General features: G+C 62.9%; 18 protein-coding genes. 5 read left to right on the forward strand and 13 right to left on the reverse strand.

Annotated elements, in window-relative coordinates:
* Positions 1–13: 13 nt before the first annotated feature.
* The 13 genes from mdcH to pilG form a co-directional block, all read right to left on the reverse strand.
* A complete protein-coding gene (gene mdcH / locus NQL71_RS00920; RefSeq protein ID WP_274642167.1) occupies positions 14–925 on the reverse strand; it encodes a malonate decarboxylase subunit epsilon in 912 nt (303 codons plus the stop codon).
* Entirely contained in the window at positions 922–1,542 is a 621-nt protein-coding gene (locus tag NQL71_RS00925) for a malonate decarboxylase holo-ACP synthase (protein WP_077184693.1), read from the reverse strand. Before NQL71_RS00925 ends, mdcH begins: the two co-directional genes overlap by 4 nt.
* Entirely contained in the window at positions 1,536–2,339 is an 804-nt protein-coding gene (mdcE, locus tag NQL71_RS00930; RefSeq protein ID WP_248685953.1) for a biotin-independent malonate decarboxylase subunit gamma, read from the reverse strand. The genes NQL71_RS00925 and mdcE overlap by 7 nt, the downstream gene beginning before the upstream one ends.
* Positions 2,336–3,187: a biotin-independent malonate decarboxylase subunit beta gene (locus tag NQL71_RS00935; RefSeq protein ID WP_248685954.1), complete on the reverse strand. Its 852-nt coding sequence runs from the start codon at positions 3,185–3,187 to the stop codon at positions 2,336–2,338. The genes mdcE and NQL71_RS00935 overlap by 4 nt, the downstream gene beginning before the upstream one ends.
* Entirely contained in the window at positions 3,180–3,479 is a 300-nt protein-coding gene (locus tag NQL71_RS00940) for a malonate decarboxylase subunit delta (protein WP_034147532.1), read from the reverse strand. The genes NQL71_RS00935 and NQL71_RS00940 overlap by 8 nt, the downstream gene beginning before the upstream one ends.
* Positions 3,479–4,354: a triphosphoribosyl-dephospho-CoA synthase gene (locus tag NQL71_RS00945; protein WP_274642168.1), complete on the reverse strand. Its 876-nt coding sequence runs from the start codon at positions 4,352–4,354 to the stop codon at positions 3,479–3,481. The genes NQL71_RS00940 and NQL71_RS00945 overlap by 1 nt, the downstream gene beginning before the upstream one ends.
* Positions 4,354–6,024 (reverse strand): malonate decarboxylase subunit alpha, encoded by a 1,671-nt coding sequence (mdcA, locus tag NQL71_RS00950; RefSeq protein ID WP_046818321.1) that lies wholly within the window; start codon positions 6,022–6,024, stop codon positions 4,354–4,356. The genes NQL71_RS00945 and mdcA overlap by 1 nt, the downstream gene beginning before the upstream one ends.
* A gap of 231 nt (positions 6,025–6,255) precedes the next feature.
* On the reverse strand, positions 6,256–6,723 hold the full coding sequence (locus NQL71_RS00955) for a chemotaxis protein CheW (protein ID WP_046818322.1): 468 nt from the start codon (positions 6,721–6,723) through the stop codon (positions 6,256–6,258).
* Positions 6,716–12,727: an Hpt domain-containing protein gene (locus tag NQL71_RS00960; RefSeq protein ID WP_274642169.1), complete on the reverse strand. Its 6,012-nt coding sequence runs from the start codon at positions 12,725–12,727 to the stop codon at positions 6,716–6,718. Before NQL71_RS00960 ends, NQL71_RS00955 begins: the two co-directional genes overlap by 8 nt.
* 49 nt (positions 12,728–12,776) lie before the next feature.
* Positions 12,777–14,837, reverse strand: coding sequence for a methyl-accepting chemotaxis protein (locus tag NQL71_RS00965; protein ID WP_046818324.1), 2,061 nt, complete (start codon positions 14,835–14,837; stop codon positions 12,777–12,779).
* Between the two features lie 147 nt (positions 14,838–14,984).
* Positions 14,985–15,518, reverse strand: coding sequence for a chemotaxis protein CheW (locus tag NQL71_RS00970; RefSeq protein WP_274642170.1), 534 nt, complete (start codon positions 15,516–15,518; stop codon positions 14,985–14,987).
* A 10-nt stretch (positions 15,519–15,528) separates the two neighbouring features.
* Positions 15,529–15,894 carry a twitching motility response regulator PilH gene (pilH, locus tag NQL71_RS00975; RefSeq protein WP_046818326.1) on the reverse strand — a complete coding sequence of 122 codons (366 nt, stop codon included), beginning with the start codon at positions 15,892–15,894 and terminating at the stop codon, positions 15,529–15,531.
* A 57-nt stretch (positions 15,895–15,951) separates the two neighbouring features.
* Positions 15,952–16,356, reverse strand: a complete 405-nt coding sequence (gene pilG / locus NQL71_RS00980; RefSeq protein WP_046818327.1) for a twitching motility response regulator PilG — start codon at positions 16,354–16,356, stop codon at positions 15,952–15,954.
* 279 nt (positions 16,357–16,635) lie between these two features.
* Between pilG and gshB the strand changes: the two genes are divergently transcribed.
* The 5 genes from gshB (at position 16,636) to pyrR (ending at position 20,343) form a co-directional block, all read left to right on the forward strand.
* Positions 16,636–17,589, forward strand: coding sequence for a glutathione synthase (gene gshB / locus NQL71_RS00985; RefSeq protein WP_046818328.1), 954 nt, complete (start codon positions 16,636–16,638; stop codon positions 17,587–17,589).
* 64 nt (positions 17,590–17,653) lie between these two features.
* A complete protein-coding gene (locus NQL71_RS00990; RefSeq protein WP_046818329.1) occupies positions 17,654–18,553 on the forward strand; it encodes an energy transducer TonB in 900 nt (299 codons plus the stop codon).
* A 191-nt stretch (positions 18,554–18,744) separates the two neighbouring features.
* Positions 18,745–19,317 carry a YqgE/AlgH family protein gene (locus tag NQL71_RS00995; protein WP_046818330.1) on the forward strand — a complete coding sequence of 191 codons (573 nt, stop codon included), beginning with the start codon at positions 18,745–18,747 and terminating at the stop codon, positions 19,315–19,317.
* Positions 19,317–19,760 carry a Holliday junction resolvase RuvX gene (gene ruvX / locus NQL71_RS01000; RefSeq protein ID WP_046818331.1) on the forward strand — a complete coding sequence of 148 codons (444 nt, stop codon included), beginning with the start codon at positions 19,317–19,319 and terminating at the stop codon, positions 19,758–19,760. Before NQL71_RS00995 ends, ruvX begins: the two co-directional genes overlap by 1 nt.
* 79 nt (positions 19,761–19,839) lie before the next feature.
* Positions 19,840–20,343: a bifunctional pyr operon transcriptional regulator/uracil phosphoribosyltransferase PyrR gene (pyrR, locus tag NQL71_RS01005; RefSeq protein ID WP_046818332.1), complete on the forward strand. Its 504-nt coding sequence runs from the start codon at positions 19,840–19,842 to the stop codon at positions 20,341–20,343.
* Positions 20,344–20,350: the final 7 nt, after the last annotated feature.

A 20,350-nucleotide genomic window follows, 5' to 3' on the forward strand; every position in this document is an offset into this window, starting at 1 on the left:
AGCCTCAGGGTGTCTAGGGGTGGCGACGTCCCTCCTCACGCAACAGCGCCTGCAGGGTATCGAGCCGGGCACCGTCGAAAGCGATCACGGTGCCCTGTTCGAATACCCGGCGCGCCAGCCCGGTCAACACCGCACCGGGCGGCAGTTCGATCTGCAGGCGTACGCCACGCTCGTAGGCGCTTTGCACCGTGCCGCGCCAATCCACCACGCGGCACATGTTGTAGGCCAGGTCGTCGCGCAAGGCCTCGACCTTGATCACCGGGCGCGCACGACTGCCGCTCAGGTAGCCAATCTTCGGCGTTTGCAGCTTCACATTGGCGAACGCTTCGGCCAGGGTTTGCGCCGGCGCATCCAGCAGCGGGCAGTGCGACGGCACACTCACCGCCAGACGCTTGGCCAGCCCTGCCCCGCGTGCTTTTGCCAGTTCGGCCAGCGCCTTCATCCCGGCGTCACTGCCGGCAATCACCACCTGGTTTTCGGCATTGATATTGGCCAGGTACACCGGCGTATCGACGCTGTGGACCCGGGCCAGCAAACTCTCCACCACCGCCAGTTCCAGGCCGATGATCGCGGTCATCCCGTAGCCCTGTGGATACGCCTGCTGCATCAACTCACCGCGCAGGTTGACCAGGTGCAGCGCATCGCTGAACTCCAGGGCACCGGCGACCACCGCGGCCGGGTAGGCACCAATGGACAGCCCGGCGACGTAATCCGCCGGCAATGAGAACTGCCGTGCGGCCGCCACACCGGCGATCAGCAGGCAGAGTTGCACCGCCCTCGTCGATCGCAATGCCTCGGCAGAATCAAGCAGTCGCACGTCTTCACCCAACACATCGCAGGCTTCACTCAGGGTTTCCCCAGGCAAACCCTGAAGCATGCCCGGCCGCTGCGCACCCTGACCCGGGAACACCAGCAAGCTGCTCACGCTGCCTGCTCCCGGGGGTTCCATGGGTCGATCACCAGGCAGGCTGCCGTGGCATTCTTGAGCAGGACCCGAGTGGAAGCGCTCGCCCATTCACGCAAGGCGACAGCGCCAGACGAAGTCTGCAACTGCATGTCCACCCCACAGGGCGCCGCATCGAGCAATGCCAGCAACTCCCGAGCCTGATCACGGGTCAGCGCTTGTGGCGTGCGCAGAATCAGGTCCAGATCGCTGGCCTCATGCAGCGCTGCAAAGCCGCTGGCCAATTCAAACCCGGCGCTACCGCTGACACCCCAGGCCCAACCGCAGGCATCGAGTACGGGGCGCAATTGAGCCAAGGCCTCAAGCGCGGGCAGGTCGCGGTGAGTATGGACATGACACAGCTGTTCCGGACTGACCCGACGGGTGATCGCTGCGATCGCCATCGAGGTCCCATAACGCTGCTCACGCAAACGGCCACGCACGCCGACCGCAATCCGCTCCGCCGTCGAAGGCGCGCGGCGCACCACCACGGGCTGGCCGGCTTCGATCGACTCAATCGCCCAGGCAGGCGCATCCACGGGCAACTGCTGCGGGGTCATGCCCCACAGCAGGTCGTGGGCCAGGTAACGGCTCACCACTGCTCCCTCAGCAATTGGCGAACCTTGCTTGAGGCCGCGCGATTGGCCGCGCCGAGTCGACCGCTGAGATCCGTGCCCTTGTGCGCGACATCGTCGATCGCCTGGACCAGGCATTCGCTCACCCGCGCCAGATCCGCCGCGGTAGGCTGTTCGATCTGCTGCACCGCCAGGGTTTCCCAGAGCAGGCCGAGGCTGGCATAGCTGTCGATGTCATAGGCCATCGGCGGCACGCTGGCGGCCAGGGTTTCCAATTCTTCGACACTGCGCAAGGTCACCCGCGCCGCCGAGGCCTTGCCCATGGCGTGCACCATCACGCCCGGATCGCGCAGGGCAATCAGCCGGTTGGCCTGATAGCCATGGGCGAGAAACGCCCCGGACATGGCCTTGCCCACCAGCAGACCGATGACGGCATGCCCGGCCAGACGGGCGCGGGCATAGCTGTCCGCCGCAGCGGCCAGCGCCTGATGAATGCCGAGGGCTTCTTCACGGCGACCATAGGCCTGGCTGGGCACGTCGACGATGGCGATCAAGGCGCGTTTTTGCGGCTTGCCGTGATCGGCGGCGATCATCTCGTCCACCGCCTTGGCCAGGCCCCAGCCTTCGAGCAGACCGACTTCGCCATGACGAGCGCGGACGAAACGGTTGCCAGGGTCGGCCACCACGGCGATAAACCGCACGGCTTGTTCACCTAGAAACCCATCCGCCACTTTCAGCGAGGCCGGCACACCGTCGACCGGCTTGGCAGCGGCAGCCAAGGCATTGAACCAGTTCAAGCCTCTGAGGGAATAGGCACTCATGGGCGCTCTCCTTGATACAGATCGCGAACCGTCGCCGGTTCGATTTGCGGTTCGGCGTCCAGGCGCGCCAGCCGTTGCAGAAACAGCTCGGCCTGAGTACTGCGTGGCTGCGCGGGCAACCCTTGCTTGAGCAGTTCACCGACCTGCTGGCGAATCTGCGCGACGTCGTCATCGGTGTAGCGATCCACCAGCCCCGTGGCAAACCGTTGCTCGCCGCCGGTGAGGCTCCAGATGAAAGGACGATCCCGCGAGTCATATTCCTCGAGCCCCGCCTCCTGTTCGATCACCTGTGGGCCGTTCAGGCCCAGACGCGCTTCCCGGGTCACCAGCAGGTAGCTGCACAGCCCGGCGGCAATCGACATGCCGCCAAAACAACCAACGCTGCCCGCCACCACGCCAACCACTGGCTGGTACTGGCGCAGATCGACAATCGCCGCATGAATATCGGCAATCGCCGCCAACCCGAGATTGGCTTCCTGCAAACGCACGCCACCGGTTTCCAGCAGCAACACGGCGCGGGTGGGGATGCCCTTGCGGTTGTCCTCGGCAGCCAGTTCCAGCGCCCCGGCAATTTTCGCCCCGCCGACTTCACCGAGGCTGCCGCCCTGGAAGGCCCCTTCGATGGCCGCGATCACCACCGGCAAACCCTCGAGGCTGCCCTTGGCGATGACCACGCCGTCATCGGCCTGTGGCACAACACCCTGGCGCGACAGCCACGGCGACATGACCCGCTGGAACGGGTCGAGCAATTCGCGGAAGGTGCCGGCATCGAGCAAGGCTTTGGCCCGTTGCCGCGCACCCAGTTCGACGAAGCTGTGCTTATGGAGAAGTGCTGTACTGTCAGTCATGACCGATCTCCTCGAAGCCCTGCTCCAGGCGCAGGCGGACCACGCCGGGCGTGGCGCCGAAATCGTGGATATCGATGTCCATGGCCGGCGGGGTCTGGCCGTCGAACATCCGCGCGAACAGGTGCTGCCAGCGTTGTTCGCTGCCGTTGACCGAGGTCTGCACGGTGATGGTCAGCTTGCCGGCCTGACCCGGTTCGATCAGTACTTCCAGATCGCCCGAGCCTACACAACCCACCAGCGTGCGACCGCGTGGCGGCTGACCGGCGGGGAATTCAAAGGATAAGGTTTCCATCAAAACGCTCCCTGAGTAATGCCATCGCCAGACTCGATACGATCGATGAACAGGCAGGCTGCGAGCAGGTCGGCAGCGCCACCGGGCGAGGCATTCAATGCGATTAATTGTTGGTCCAGCACGTGCAGCCGACGACGCCCGGCGAGGCTGGCACTGCCGCCCGCGTCGAGCACGGCCTGGGCGCCCAGTTGCATGGTGTGCAGGCCCTCTTCCCCGGCGCGATACAGCACGCAGGTGTCGGCCAGGTTGGTCATGATCGCCAGCAGCGCATCGAGCCGCGCGTTCTGTTCGCCATGGCCGGCCGCGCGGCTGCACTTGAGTTGCGGCAGCGCGCGTTGGGTCACTGCCGGGAAACCGAGCTGCGCTTCCTCACGGGCACCCCGTGCGCCGTAGCGTTGAGCGACCTGGGCGCCATGGCTCAGCGGACTCGGTGCGTAACGATCATCGAGCAAGGCCAGGCGTGCGGCGCGCAAGGCGACAGGGCCGGCGGCGCTGGATTGCGGTTCAAGCGCAACCGCGGCGACCAACAGGCCCAGCGCCCAGATCGCCCCGCGATGGGTATTCACGCCGTTGGTGGTGGCAAGCATCGCCTGTTCGCCTTCACGACCGATCAGGCCAATGGCCTCGCGCAGCGGCAATCCGACCTCGCCGATCTCGATAGCGATTTGCGCCATTTCCTTGAACGCCGGCCACAAGGCCAGCGCCGAGGCGTGCATCAGCCCCAGGTGCAGATCGGTATGGGCACCATTGCCGCGGCGGTCGACCAGCGCCGGTTTCGGCGACAGGTCCGCCTCGTCGATCAACGCGTCCACCGCCAGGTCTGCCAGGCGTTCGGCCAGGCTCAGGGTTTTCGGTTGCAGGTTGAGTGCGTGCATTACCAGCTCCTGAATTTGGCGGGCGGGTTGTAGAGGCCACCGGACCACTCCACCAGGTCGGCCACGCTCTTCGCGGCGAGCAATTCGCGGGTGGCGTCGGTGCGGCGGATGCCAAGGTCTTCGGGCAAGGCGATCAAGCCTTCGCGGCGCATGCGCGCGGTGTCCTTGGGGTCGTGGCGCAGGCCGATGGCGGTCACCCCGGCCACGGCGGCGATCATGGCCCGGCGCTCTTCCAGCGAACGGGCCTTGTACAGATAGGCGATGCCTTCTTCGGTCAGCAGGTGGGTGACGTCGTCGCCGTAGATCATGATCGGCGCCAGCGGCATGCCGCTTTTCTTCGCCACCTCCACCGCGTCGAGGGTTTCGACGAAGGTCGGTTTGCCGCCTTCCTGGAAGGTCTCGACCATTTGCACCACCAGTTTCTTGCCGCGTTCGAGCATCGGCTCGGCCGCATCGGCGTGGCGCATGTCGAGCCAGGCTGGTGTGCCGTGGCGGCGACCGCGCGGGTCGTGGCCCATGTTCGGCGCGCCACCGAAACCGGCCAGGCGACCGCGGGTCACGGTGGAAGAATGGCCGTCGCCGTCGACTTGCAGGGTGGCGCCGATGAACAGGTCCACCGCGTATTGCCCGGCCAGTTGGCTGTACATCCGGTTGGAGCGCAGGGAGCCATCGCGCCCGGTGAAGAACACGTCCGGCCGGGCGGCGATGTAGTTTTCCATGCCCAGTTCGGTGCCGAAGCAATGCACACTTTCGACCCAGCCACTTTCAATCGCCGGGATCAGGGTTGGGTGGGGATTGAGCGTCCAGTTGCGGCAGATCTTGCCCTTGAGGCCGAGGGATTCACCGTAGGTCGGCAGGATCAGCTCGATGGCCGCGGTGTTGAAGCCGATCCCATGGTTGAGCGACTGCACGTTGTGTTTTTCGTAGATCCCGCGAATCGCCATCATCGCCATCAGCACATGCACCGGCTTGATGTGCCGGGGGTCACGAGTGAACAGCGGCTCGATGTAGAACGGCTTGTCCGCCACCACCACGAAGTCGACCCAGGAAGCGGGAATGTCGACCCGCGGCAAGTCGCTGACGTCGTCCACCAACTGGTTGACCTGGACGATGACGATGCCGTCGCTGAAGGCCGCCGGCTCGATCAGCGCCGGGGTGTCTTCGGTGCTGGGCCCGGTGTAGATGTTGCCGGCGCGGTCGGCCATGAAACCGGCGCTGAGCACCACGTTGGGGATCAGGTCGACCACCAGTCGCGCATAGAGCTCGATGTAGGTGTGGATCGCGCCGATCTCCAGCAGGCCGTCTTCGAGCAACTGGCTGATGCGCAGGCTCTGGGTACCGGCGAAGGAGAAGTCGAGCTTGCGGGCGATGCCGCGTTCAAACAGGTCCAGGTGCTCGGAGCGCCCGACGCTGGGCATGATCATGTGCAGGTCATGCAGCTTCGCGGGGTCGGCCTTGGCCAGGGAACGTGAAAGAAAATCCGCCTGCTTCTGGTTGTTGCCCTCCAGCACCACGCGGTCGCCAGGCAGGATCAACGCCTCCAGTGCCGCCACGATCTTGTCGGTGGGCAACACCACACCGTCAGCCAGGTCTCGCACCTGCGCAAGACGCCGCTGCTTTTCGCTACGCCGCCGCGTCCATCGCGAGTCGGGGGATATTGTTGTTGTCATGACCACTCCACGGGTTCGCTGTCGTGGGGGTCACAGTAGGAGCGTTGGGTGGGGGCATCAATCAAGCAGAGTGGCGGATTGTTACGCTCAGGTTAATGAACCGGGAAAGTCACGTCGTCAGGGTTGACGCCTTCGCGGGCAAGCCCGCTCCCACATTGGACCGCGGTGAACACAGAGTTTGTGCGCAACTCGATCCAAATGTGGGAGCGGGCTTGCTCGCGAAGGGGCACTTCAGGCGAGCCCGGCGCTCACCAACAACTCCTCCAGCGCCAGCAAATCCGGCACCTTGGCCACTTGATCCGCCACCTGAACCGCCGCTTTCTCCAACGAGCACAACGGCACATCCACGTAGCTCAACTGACTGTCGAGCTTGTACGAGCGCGGAATTCCCTGCACCAGCAGCGCGATGAATTTCAGCTCGGGGCGACCGCCGAGCGCATTGAGAATGACGATTCGCGCGCGTTCACCGATGACGATTTTCTGCCCGCACGCCGATTCGAAGCTGAGCAAAGGAATCTGCCGGTCTCGCCACGCTACCCGTCCCAGGTACCAGGGCGGTGAGTCCAGGTTGAAGGCCGCGGACTGGTAATCGATCAGCTCGGCGACTGCGACGTTGGGCAGGATCAGGTTGCGGTCGGCCAGGGGCAGCAGCAGGCCGGTGAGCTGGCTGTCGCGCGAGTCGTGGCGACGCTCATGCATGGGGCTTGCTCCACAGGGCGATGCTTTCGAGCAATACCGATTCCTGGTAAGGCTTGCCAAGGTAGTCGTTGACGCCGATGGCCATGGCCCGGTCGCGGTGTTTCTGGCCGGTGCGTGAGGTGATCATGATGATCGGCAGATGCCGCAGACGCTCATCGTTGCGCACCTGGGTCGCGACTTCGAAGCCATCCATGCGCGGCATTTCGATGTCCAGCAGCATCAGGTCCGGGCTGTGTTCTTCAAGCAGCAGCATGGCGTCGACACCGTCCTTGGCGGTCAGCACGTTCATGCCGTGGCGCTCGAGCAAACGGCTGGTGACCTTGCGCACGGTGACCGAGTCGTCGACCACCATCACCAGCAATGGCCGCTGTGGCTCGACCTCGACTTCGTGACTCGCCGCATGTTGCGGCGTACGGGCTTGCATGGCGCGAACCGGCGCCAGCAGATCCAGAATCAGCACCACCCGGCCATCCCCCAGAATCGTTGCCCCGGACACCCCTTGCACCGCCGCAAACTGTGGGCCGAGACTTTTCACCACGATCTCGCGCGTGCCCGCCATGGCATCGACCTGCACTGCAATATGCCGCTCGTTGCATTGCACCAGCAGCACCGGCAACGGCAGGCTCTGGCCCGACAGACGTGGACGCGGGCTGGTTTTCAGCAGCTCGCCCAGGTAACACAATTCATAGCGCTGCCCGGCGTATTCATAGGTCGGCGGATCAAGACGGAAATGCCCTTCAAGCTCGTTGGGCAATACGCGGACGATGCCATCGATGGTGTTCAGCGGGATCGCGTATTGGTCCTCCGCGCATTGCACCATCAGGGCCCGGTTGACCGACACGGTGAACGGCAGGCGAATGCGAAAATGCACGCCCTGCCCCGGCACCGAGTCGATACTCATGGTACCGCCCAGCTGCCGCACTTCTTCGTGCACCACGTCCATGCCGACACCACGCCCGGAGATCTGGGTGATTTTCTCGGCTGTGGAAAACCCCGGCTGCAGGATGAATTGCAACACGTCGTGGTCGCTGATGACGCTGCCAGGCTCGAGCAGGCCGCGCTTGATCGCCTTGCGTCGCACCATCTCCAGTGGCACGCCGGCACCGTCGTCGCGAATATCGAAAATGATGTCACCCCCTTCACGCAACAGGTCCAGGGTGATCCGCCCTTGCGCCGGTTTGCCCGCCGCCACTCGCACATCTGCGGGTTCAAGGCCATGGTCGACGGCGTTGCGGAGCATATGCTCCAGCGGCGCGGCCATGCGCTCGAGCACATTGCGATCCATTTCGCCCTCGGCGTTACCGACGATGAACTCGACGTCCTTGCCCAGCTCACTGGCCACCTGGCGGACAATGCGCTTGAGGCGCGGCAGCATCCGTTCGAACGGCACCATGCGCGTGCGCATCAGGCCTTCCTGCAATTCGGTGTTGATGCGGCCCTGCTGTTGCAACAGGTTTTCCGCGTCCTGGTTGCGCCGGTCGAGGGTTTCCTTGAGGTCGAGCAAGTCAGAGGCGGATTCAAACAGGGCACGCGACAGTTGCTGCAATTGCGAGTGGCGATCCATTTCCAGCGGGTCGAATTCTTCGTAGCCCAGGCGCTCGGCGTCGACCTGTTGACGGCTGAGGATCCGGCCCTGGGTTTCGGTATCGAGTCGGCGCAACTGGTCGCGCATGCGCTCGATGGTGGTTTCCATTTCGTTGAGCGCCACCTGCGCGTCGCTCACCTGCTGCTCGATGCGACCGCGAAAGATCGACGTTTCAGCAGCCAGGTTGACCAGGTCGTCGAGCAGCTCCGCCGAGACCTTGACCATGTCTGCCCCAGCTTCGGGTTGCAGCTGTGGCGGCTCGGCTTTTGCCGCCACGGTGAGCGGCGCCGGGGTTTCAGCCAGTACCGGGTGACTGAAGTTCTGGATGGCGTTGATCAGCCGGTCGGCCGGCGGCAATGGCTCACCGGCACGCGCCGCGTCGAGCATCTGTGCCAGGCGGTCATGGCTGCGCTGCAGCAGTTCGAACAACGCCGCGGTGGGTTGCAGCGCGCCGGTGGACAGACCTTCGTAGAGAAACTCCAGCTCATGGGCCAAATCGCCGATCGGAGCGATTTCCACCATGCGCGCACCGCCCTTGAGGGTGTGCAGGTCGCGCAACAGGGTTTCCAATTCCTGGCGGTTCGACGGCTCAGCCTGCCAGCGCAACAGCGCCGCGCCGGAGCTTTCGATGATGTCGAAGCCTTCTTCAAGAAAGATGTCCAGCAACTCGCCATCATGATGGGCCGAGTCGTTGCCGGCTGGCGCCTCGATCACTTCGACGTTGCTCGCGTGACCTTGCCTGAACGCACGAATCGCTTCGATCAGGTTCTCGGGGTCGCCCAGGACTTGATGATTTTTCAGCTGTTCAAGCAACTGCGCCAGACGGTCATGGCTCTGTTGCAGCAACTGCGCGAGCCCTGCGCTGTGGCTGTAACGGCGGTCCACCAGCCCTTCATAAAGACTTTCCAGTTCGTGGGCCAGATCACCGACCGGTTCGACCTCGGCCATCCGCGCGCCCCCCTTGAGGGTGTGCAGATCGCGCTGCAACGACGACAAGGGTGCGGCATTTTGCGGATCGCCAATCCAGCGTTGCAGGGAATGGTTGGCGCTTTCGAGGATATCCTCGGCCTCCTCGAGGAAAATCGACACGATGTCGTTGTCCAGGCCGGTAGCGTGGCCCCCTGTAGGAGCCGGCTTGCCGGCGATGGACGTTAACGATGACGCGTTGTCATTGGATGACCGCGGCGCCTGTGGGTCCATCGCGAGCAGGCTCGCTCCCACAGGGGGTAGCGCGCGTTCAAGTTCTGCGGTGGCGTCGCCCAGCTCGCGGATGCTCAAGGTGCGACTGCCGTCACTGCGAATCAGGCCCATGGCGGATGGGTCGAGGCTTTGATCGAGCAAGCCGTGCAAGGCCCGAACTTTTTCCGGGCGCGGGCTGACTTCCTGGCCGGCCGCCAACTCATCGAGCATGTTGATCAGCGCTTCGTGGGCGCCTTGCGCCTCATGGAAAAACGCTTCGCTGACCGCCAGGCTGCTCTCTTCCACCGCACCATAGAGGTCGAGCAAGGCTTCGCAGAGCTCGTCCACCGGTTGCAGGTCAGCCAGGTGCGCACCTTCGCCGAGGGTGGTCAATTCGTCCAGCAATGCACTGAGCTCCTGGCGCTCGCCCGGATGCTGCTGCCAACGTCGCAACAGGCTTTCGGCGTCCAGCAGGATGTCCATGCCCTGGGCCAGGAAGTTGTTGATCAGCTGCGGGTCACGCTTGATCCGCAGGCCGCTGCTAGGCGTGTTCGAGAGGGTTTTCAGGCGCTCGGCGAGCAGCGTCCTGGCACGCTCGATCAAGGCCCGGGAACCGGGGATTTCAGCCAGCGGATCGCTCTTGAGCTGGCGCAACCCAAGACGAAACAAACCTTCGGCCTCCAGCAGCACTTCAACTTCGTCCAGGTCGAGTGCGATCAGGTGGGCTTTATATTCCCGGGCCAGTTCGTCCAGCGGCGTCGCCAGCTCGGCAATCGGCAGGACCCCGGCTACCGACGCACTGCCCTTGAGCGTGTGCAAGGCGCGCTGCAACTCATCGCTGGCCGCCAGCGGGAGGTGTTCGGCGGCCTGGTCGAGAAAACGGTTGAGGCTATTCAGATGGGTCTCGGCTTCCTTGCGGAAGATTTCCAGCAACAGCGGGTCGAGGGCCGCGACGTCCAGGGTGTCCTCGTCCGCTGCCGTGGCTTCGCCCTTGGCCAAGGCATGGGCACGGGCCGCCAACCGATCGACATCGTCACGTTGGCGCTGGGCATCGGCGGCGTATTCGGCCATCAGTTCCGGGAGTAGATCGAGCACCTCACCGAGCAGCTGGTACACGCTGGCGCCAGGCTGCACGCTCTGTTCGAGGATGCGGTTGAGCAGGTTTTCCATGGCCCAGGCCAGTTCGCCAAGCACCAGGGCGCGCACCATCCGGCCACTGCCCTTGAGGGTATGGAAGGCGCGGCGCAGTTCACTCAGGGCCGATCGGTTGGCGGGGTTCGCCGTCCAGCGTGGCAAATACTCACCAAGGATCTCCAGCACTTCCTCGGTTTCCTCGAGGAACACTTCGCGCAATTCCTCGTCCACCGGCGCTTCGCCTGACGGCGGCGGCAACAGGCTGCCCGGCGTATCGAGCGCGGGCGGGTTCAAGGCCGAGACCGGGTTGGCCAGCACATCGGCCAGGCTCTGGACGATTGCCGGCGCGTCCTGTTCCTGCTGTTGGCGCAGGGATTGTGCTTCGCCAGGGCTCAAGATATCGGCAAGCACCGGCACCTGTTGTTCACTGGGGAAAACCCCGAGCGCAGCCAGGCTGCGTTGCGCCACGTCGAGCAGTTGTTCACCGGGGGCTGCGGGGTCGTCGCTCAGGCGCTCCAGGTAATACTCGATGCTGGTGATGGCGTCGGCCAGACTGTCCAGCGCCTGCCAGCCAGGCTGGCCCGGCTCAAGCAGCAGGTGCTCGCGGATGAACTGATTACAGGTTTCGATCAGGCTCGCCGCACGGCTCAGCGGAATCATCGCCAGCGCACCGCGCACCTGGGTCAACAAAGCCGGCAGTGCCTGCAGGTGCTGACGGTCCCAATCGGCATCGATGTAGTCGACGATCATGTCCTTGGCCTGCTGCAGGCAGATGCGCGCCTCCTTGATAACGATCTGGTGGATCTGCGTCAGGTCGGTGGTGGGCAGGCGGCTGTCTTCCTGGCTTTCCGGCTCCACGGTGCCGACCATGCCGGCCAGCGTCGCTTCGACGTAAAGCAAGGCGCCGGCCACGTCCATGAGAATCGCGTCATCGGGTGCGCGCTGACCTTGGGCCAGGCTCAGCACCACGGCCAGTTGATCGATGATCACCTTGCGAGGCTGGCCGAAGCCCAGCACCGCCAGGGTGTCGGCGATTTGCCGCAGGGGCGCGAGCAGACTGTCGAGGTCCGAGGCATGCTGCCGGTCGCTGCGCACGAACAGGTCCAGGCGCTCCTTGACCCGCACCAGTTCTTCACACAATGCCGACAATACCGAGCGCATGGCGTCCCGGTCGGGACCAGCCAGCCGTGCGCGTTCTTCGTCGACCATCGCGCTGTCAGGCAATGCATCATCCAGTGCGTAGCGATCTTTCATGGTCAGCATCTGCCCGGTGGGATGTTCGGCCTTGGCAATATAGAACAGCAAACTCTTGAGCAACTCGGGTGGCGGCGGATGATTGATACCCTGCATGCCCTCTTCGAGTAAGCGCTTGAGTTCCTTGTCGGCCTCCTTGAAGAGGCTGCGCAAGGCCGGGCTGTTGGCGATGGCGCCGGCACGCATGCCTTCGACCAGCGCCGAAGCGACCTGCCACAGCGGGCTCAGGGGCGCGGAATCGCACAAACTTTCCAAACGCGTGAAAACCTTGGCCAGATACCCGAGATGAGTGTCGTCGTCCTGTTCACGCAGCAAACCGACCAGGGCCATCTGCAACATCTGCCGCAATTTGCGCAGTACATTCGGCAGTTCCGCAGGCGCCAGACTCGCCAGGGACGCTTCGTCCAGTGGAGCCAGGCCGGGCAACTGCGGACTGAAGAGGCTGGTTTCCGACAACAGGCTTTCGCCTCGGGCGCTGCGCAGGTCGTTGATCAGTGGCAATACCACCAGAGGTAAATCGCGGCGGGCGCCTTGCACGCGATCAAGGTAAATCGGCAATTGTCCCAGCGCTTGCAGCATGAGGTGCAACGCTTCGTCGCGATGATTGACGCGATTATGTTGCAAGGCGCTGACCAGTTGCTCCATTTCTTCGGCGAGCAAGGCCGCACCGTAGAACTCGACCATCTGCAGGCTGCCGTGAACCTGATGGATGCACGCCAGGCATTCGCTCAGGGCGTGCGTCGCCTGCGGGTCATCAAGCTGGGTTTCGATCGCGTGATGAGCCTGCTTCAGCGTTTCGGCAATTTCGCCCTTGACCCATTCGAGGGCCACATAGTCGTGCCGATCACCCATAACCACTCCAATCCCCACTTCAATCAAGATAGCCATGCCCGGGGGCGGTTCAAGCTTTGTCCGCGACCTGCGCCTGGGTGGCCGGCAAGGTGAATCCGGACACCGAACGCCGCAACTGGCTGGCCATTTTCGCCAGGTTGCCGATGCTCTCGGCGGTGGCGGTAGAGCCGGACGAGGTCTGCGTGGTGATTTGCTGGATCACGTTCATCGTCAGGGAAATCTGACCGGCAGACGACGTCTGTTGTTGTGCGGCGTTGGAAATGCTCTGGATCAGCGCCGCCAGGGTCTTGGATACCCCTTCGATTTCTTCCAGGGCCACCCCGGCATCCTGCGCCAGACGCGCGCCGCGCACCACTTCGGTGGTGGTCTGTTCCATGGAAATGACCGCTTCGTTGGTGTCGGCCTGGATCGCCCGCACCAGGGTCTCGATCTGCCGCGTCGCGGCCGACGAGCGTTCCGCCAGGCGCTGCACCTCGTCGGCGACTACCGCGAAACCACGCCCGGCATCACCGGCCATGGACGCCTGGATCGCCGCGTTGAGGGCGAGGATATTGGTCTGATCGGCAATGTCATCGATCAAGCTGACAATGTCGCCGATTTCCTGGGAAGACTCGCCAAGGCGCTTGATTCGCTTGGCGGTGTCCTGGATCTGCTCGCGGATGTTGTCCATGCCATGGATGGTGTTGTGCACCACCTCGTTGCCCTTGTTGGCGATTTCCACCGAACGCTCGGCCACCGCCGAGGATTCGGCGGCGTTGGCCGACACCTGGTCGATGGACTCAGCCATGTCGTTGATCGCGGTAGAGGCCTCGGAGATCTGTTGGGCCTGGTGTTCCGAGGCCTGCGCCAGGTGCATCGCAGTGGCCTGGGTTTCCTGCACGGCGGCAGCGACCTGGCCGGCGGTCAGGTTGATCGTCGCCACCAGATCGCGCAGTTGGTCCACGGAATAGTTGATCGAATCGGCAATGGTCCCGGTGAAGTCTTCGGTGACCGTGGCGGTCACAGTCAGGTCGCCGTCGGCCAGGTCTTCGATTTCGTCGAGCAGGCGCAGGATCGCGTTCTGGTTACGTTCGTTCTTCTCGGCGGTTTCGCGCAGCTGGCGATTGGTTTCGCGCACCATTACCAGGCCGATGAGGATGATCGACATCAACGCCGCCAGGCCCAGGACATAGCCGCCGATGGTGTCGGTGTCACGTCCCCCGGCGAGGTTCTCGAAGCCGCTGGCCAACTGGGACGCTTCGTCGAGCAGGGTTTGCGACAGGCTGAAGATATTAGTGGCCGACTCACGGACCTTGAACAGCTCCGGTGAGGTTTCGAGGATTTCGTCCACAGAGCCGGAAACAAACTCGAACAACTCGGAAATCTCCATCAGCCGCGCGCGCGCGTCGTGATCCTCGACCTGGCTGACCCGCAGGGCTGCATTGCCCTGGAGCATGCCGTTGAGCACCTGGCCGAAACGCGCCGCATCGCGGCCGAACGCATCGGCGGCCTGTTGCGAGTTCTCGTCGCCGGACAGCACGGTATTGACCGCCCCTAGAATACGTTCGGCCAACAGTGATTGACGCTGGGCCATCGCCACCTGCGCAGCCGGCGCTCCGCGTTGCAGCAGGGTTTCCACCACTTTTTCGTATTCGACCTGCAATTGCGGCACGGTTTCGGCCAGGGTCGCGGCGACCTGGTGCAGCGACAACACCGTCTGTTCGCTGGACAGGATGGCGTCGGTGTTTTTCAGCAGGCGTTCCCAGTCCAGTTGCACGGCGCGCATTTCCGGGCGCACGCTGGCCGGCGCCGGTGGCAGGCCGGTAGCGGGGTCGCCTTTCTTCAGATAGCTCCAGCGCCGGGCAAAATCGTTGCGCGCATCGCTCAGCAACTTGAACGCAGCGGCCTTGCCGGCGGCCGCTTCGGTGGCATTCTTGGCAATGCGCTGGGACAACACGCGCAGCTCACCGGCGTGGCCAATGTACTGTTTGTCGTAAGTGGCCTGGGTATTGAGGTACGCGAAATTGGCGAACAACAGCATGATGAAGATAATCAGTGCGATGAACAGCACGATGATCTGCGACCGACTCCGCGACCCTTCCATTGGCTTGCCTGCTTTTGCTTTTATCATCGGTCTTCGCCTGTTAACCCACACCCTTCATTACTTGCCGAAGAACCCGTGGGAGCGAGCCTGCTCGCGATTCAGGCACCGCGGTGTTTCAGGAACACCGCGTTATCGTTCAATCGCGAGCAGGCTCGCTCCCACAGGTGTCCGCGTTTATAGCGCGATGTTCATGAATCCTTGCGACCGCGCCAGCGCAAGCAGACTGAACACCCGCCAGGTCTGTTCTCGCTGGAACCGGCCCGTGATGAACGGTGAAATCGGGCTGTTCGACGTGTCTGTCGGCTGCAGGCTGTCCCGGGCAAAATGCTGCAAGCCGAAGACTTCATCGACCAACAGCCCGGCAAACACCTCGTCGTGCTCCACCACCAACACCCGCCGCTGCTTGCGCGGCGTCGAGACTTCATGGCCGAAGAAGCCTGCCAGGTCCATGATCGGCAACAAGCGCCCACGCAGATTGGCCACGCCCTTGACCCAGGGCTTGACCCCCGGCACCTGGGTAAAACGCGGCTCGTGCAACACTTCACCGACTTCGCCCATGGGTGCGACGTACCCCTGTTCGCCCAGGCGAAAACCAATGCCGCTCCAACTGTCCTGTCGGGTCGGCTGGGACGGCAAGTCCGCCGCCAGCAAGCGACAGCGCCGGTCGATCTGCAGCAGCAGTTCGAAGGCGGTCAGTGATTCGTTCATGGCCGTACGATCAACCGGCCAACACGCCATTGAGGGTCTTGATCAAGGTATCTTCGTCGACCGGCTTGGTCAGGTAATCCCTTGCCCCTTGGCGAGTGCCCCAGACCTTGTCGGTTTCCTGATCCTTGGTGGTAATGATAATCACCGGGATATGCCCGGTGTCCGGATCCTTGGTCAACTGGCGGGTCGCCTGGAAGCCGTTGAGTCCGGGCATGACGATATCCATCAGCACTGCGTCGGGTTTTTCCTGGCGGGCCAGGGCCACGCCGTCTGCGCCGTTTTCGGCTTTCAATACTTCATGACCGTGCTTTTCCAGCATGCCGGTCAGTTTGTACATTTCAGTCGGCGAATCATCGACGATCAGGATACGTGCCATGGTCTTCCCCATTCTTGTCGGCGCAAGGCCCAATGGCCGAGCGTCTCTGTAGGTGTCTTACTGCGGCAAAACAGCGGCAAACCCCGGAACATGGGCCTGTATCGCGTTCAGCAGTTCTTCCTTGCTGAAAGGTTTGGTCAGGAACTGGTCAGAGCCGACGATGCGCCCCTTGGCCTTGTCGAACAGTCCGTCCTTGGACGACAGCATAATCACTGGCGTGGACTTGAAGGCACTGTTGTTCTTGATTAAAGCGCAGGTCTGATAGCCATCCAGGCGCGGCATCATGATGTCGACAAAGATGATGCCGGGGTGGTGGTCGGCGATCTTGGCCAGGGCATCGAAGCCGTCGATGGCCGTGATGACCTCACAACCCACGTTCTTGAGCAGTGTTTCGGCGGTGCGACGAATCGTCTTCGAATCGTCGATCACCATGACCTTCAAGGCGCTGGGTTGCTGTTCCATAGTGGCTCTACCGTCGCCTTTAAGAATCTATTTGTCCATTTGCGGGCCATCGAGGACTCGAAACCCTTGATGTTCAAGGGCCGGCACGACATGGCAGCCTTTTTAGCACAGTCTCCTAATCCAATCTATCGGCCGGCCCTGGCAGTGGTTTTTCCTTGACCGGGAACACACTCAGCGCCACTCTGACGCCACTTTTATATGGTCCTTCGGCCTGATCTTCTGTAGGAGCAAGCTGGCTCCTACAGGTCGACATCAGCCCCAAATCTTGAGGAAACACCCATGAGCGTTCGTGTCGGGATTGTCATGGATCCTATCGCCAGCATCTCCTATAAAAAGGATAGCTCGCTGGCCATGCTGCTGGCCGCACAAAAGCGCGGTTGGGAACTGTTCTACATGGAACAGCGCGACCTGTACCAGGCCGAAGGCCAGGCTCGGGCGCGGATGCGTCCGCTGAAAGTGTTCGCCAACCCGGAAAAATGGTTCGAGCTGGAGGCCGAGCAGGACGCCCTGCTGAGCGATCTGGACGTGATCCTGATGCGCAAGGATCCGCCCTTCGACATGGAATTCGTCTATTCCACCTATCTGCTGGAACAGGCCGAAAGTGCGGGCGTGCTGGTGGTCAACAAGCCGCAGAGCCTGCGCGACTGCAACGAAAAGCTGTTCGCCACGCTGTTCCCGCAGTGCACGCCACCGACCGTCGTCAGCCGTCGTCCGGACGTACTGCGCGAATTCGCCGACCATCATGGCGATGTGATCCTCAAGCCGCTGGACGGCATGGGCGGGTCGTCGATCTTCCGTCACACCGCCGGCCACCCGAACCTCTCGGTGATCCTCGAAACCCTGACCCTGCACGGCCAGCAGCAAATCATGATCCAGGGCTACCTGCCGGCCATCGTCGATGGCGACAAACGCATTTTGATGATCGACGGCGAACCGGTGGACTACTGCCTGGCGCGCATTCCCGCCGCTGGCGAAACCCGTGGCAACCTCGCCGCCGGTGGCCGCGGTGAAGCTCGCCCATTGACCGAGAAGGATCGCTGGATCGCGGCGCAAGTCGGCCCGACCCTGCGTGAAAAAGGCCTGTTGTTCGTCGGCCTCGATGTGATCGGCGAGCACCTGACCGAAATCAACGTCACCAGCCCGACCTGCATCCGCGAAATCGACAATGCCTTCGGCACCGATATTGGCGGCATGCTGATGGATGCCATCGATCAGAAGCTCAAGGCCCGTTGAAAAGCCAAACCAACATTGCGTTATCATGCGCGGCCTGTGAAAACGCGATGTTGGTTTCCTTGTCATGACCCTTCCGTCCGATCTGCCTCCCGAACTCGCCCATTACGGCGTGCGCCCGGCCGATCGTCTCGGTTTTACCCTGTTCCTGGCGGCACTGATCCACCTGGCATTGCTGTTGGGCGTCGGTTTCACGATGGTCGAGCCCAAGCAGATCAGCAAAACCCTGGAAATCACCCTCGCCACCTTCAAGAGCGAAAAAAAGCCGGACAAGGCCGATTTCCTCGCCCAGGAAAATCAGCAAGGCAGCGGCACCCTGGACAAGAAGGCGATCCCCAAGACCACCGAGATCGCCCCTTTCCAGGACAACAAGGTACAGAAAGTCACGCCACCGCCGGCGGCCAAGCCGGAACAGCAGGAAGCCCCGCCCAAGGCTGCCGTGACCACCGTCGCGCCCAAACCGAAGAAAGCCTCGGCGAAAACCGAAGAACCCAAGCCCGTCACCAAGCCTGCGGTAGCCGCACCGACGTTCGACAGTGAACAACTGTCCAGCGACATCGCCAGCCTCGAAGCCGAACTGGCCAACGAACAACAGTTGTACGCCAAGCGCCCGCGCATCCACCGCCTGAGCGCCGCCTCGACCATGCGCGACAAGGGCGCCTGGTACAAGGACGAATGGCGCAAGAAAGTCGAGCGCATCGGCAACCTCAATTACCCTGACGAAGCCCGGCGCAAGCAAATCTACGGCAATTTGCGCCTGATGGTTTCGATCAATCGCGACGGCTCGCTGTATGAAGTGCTGGTGCTGGAGTCGTCCGGGCAACCGCTGCTGGATCAGGCGGCCCAGCGCATCGTGCGCCTGGCGGCGCCGTTTGCACCATTTACCGGGGACCTGTCGGACATCGATCGCCTGGAAATCATCCGCACCTGGAAATTTGCCCGCGGCGACCGCCTCTCCAGCAACTGACCAGCAAAAATCCCTCTGTGGGAGGGGCTTGCTCGCGAAGGCGTCGTGCCAGTCGAGATTCATCTTGGATGACACACCACTTTCGCGAGCAAGCCCGCTCCCACATGTATCTGTGCCCTTCTTGGGATTTGCGGCATTTCCTGTGCATCCCCAGCTTGTCAGTTTGCCCCTCCAACGCCACACTAGCGCTCATGAAAAACGTCAGCCCCAGCTACCTCAAGCATCACTTCCTGATCGCCATGCCTCACATGGCCGACCCGAACTTTGCGCACACCTTGACCTACATCGTCGAGCACACGGCCAATGGTGCCATGGGGCTGGTGGTCAACCGTCCGCAGGACCTGAACCTGGCCGATATCCTCGAGCAGTTGCGCCCGGATATCGAACCGCCAGCGCTGTGCCAACACGTGCCGATCTTCATCGGCGGGCCGGTGCAGACCGATCGCGGTTTTGTCCTGCACCCCTCGGGCCAGAGTTTTCAAGCGACCGTTGATCTGGAAGGCGATCTGTCCCTGTCGACATCCCAGGACGTGCTCTTCGCCATCGCCGACGGTGTCGGCCCGGCGAAAAGCGTCATCACCCTGGGTTACGCCGGTTGGGAAGCCGGGCAACTGGAGGCCGAACTGGCGCAAAACGCCTGGCTGACCTGCCCGTACGATGCCGACATCCTGTTCAACACCAGCAGCGAGCAGCGCCTGGAAGCGGCGGCCAAACACCTGGGCGTCAACCTCAGCCTGCTCACTAGCCAGGCGGGGCACGCCTGATGGCCCTGCGGTTGATTCTGGGATTTGACTACGGCACCAAACAGATCGGCGTTGCGGTTGGCCAGGTGATTACCGGCCAGGCCCGCGAGCTGTGCACCTTGAAGGCACAAAACGGCATTCCCGACTGGGATCAGGTCGAAGCGCTGATCAAGGAGTGGAAACCCGACGCCGTGGTGGTCGGCCTGCCACTGAACATGGACGGCACGCCCAGCGACATGTGCGCCCGCGCGGAAAAATTCGCCCGGCGCCTGAACGGTCGCTTCAACCTGCCCTTCTACACCCACGATGAACGCTTGACCACCTTCGAGGCCAAGGGCGAACGCCTGGCCCGGGGTGGGCAGAAAGGCAGTTACCGCGACAATCCAGTCGATGCCATAGCCGCCGCACTGCTGCTGCAAGGCTGGCTCGACGAGAACAGCGCATTGTTCCAATCCCAATCCTGAAGAGCCGTCACCCGTCTCTTTTAGCTACAACCCGAGCCACCCAGGCAACGACCCGGCTCGGGCCCAAGAAGGAGCAACCATGAGCCTGCCCAATCCCGCCGAGCTGATCAGCCAGATGGCGATCCGTCTCAAGGCACACCTGGAACACCGTGGCATCAGCGAACCGCGCTACATCGGCATTCGTACCGGTGGCGTGTGGGTTGCCCAGGCCCTGCTCAAAGAACTGGGCAGCGCTGAACCGCTTGGCACACTCGACGTTTCCTTCTACCGCGACGACTTCAGCCAGAACGGCCTGCACCCGCAAGTACGCCCGTCGGCCCTGCCGTTCGAGATCGAAGGCCAGCACCTGGTGCTGATCGACGACGTGCTGATGAGCGGGCGCACCATACGCGCCGCCTTGAATGAACTCTTCGACTACGGTCGCCCGGCCAGCGTGACACTGGTGTGCCTGCTGGACCTGGACGCCGGGGAACTGCCGATCCGCCCGAACGTAGTAGGCGCGACCCTGTCCCTGGCAGCCCACGAGCGGGTGAAGCTGTCGGGCCCGGAACTCCAGCTCGAACTGCAAGACCTCGCCCTTTAATTCGCCC

Source organism: Pseudomonas serbica (assembly GCF_028823535.1).
Lineage (GTDB): Bacteria > Pseudomonadota > Gammaproteobacteria > Pseudomonadales > Pseudomonadaceae > Aquipseudomonas > Aquipseudomonas serbica.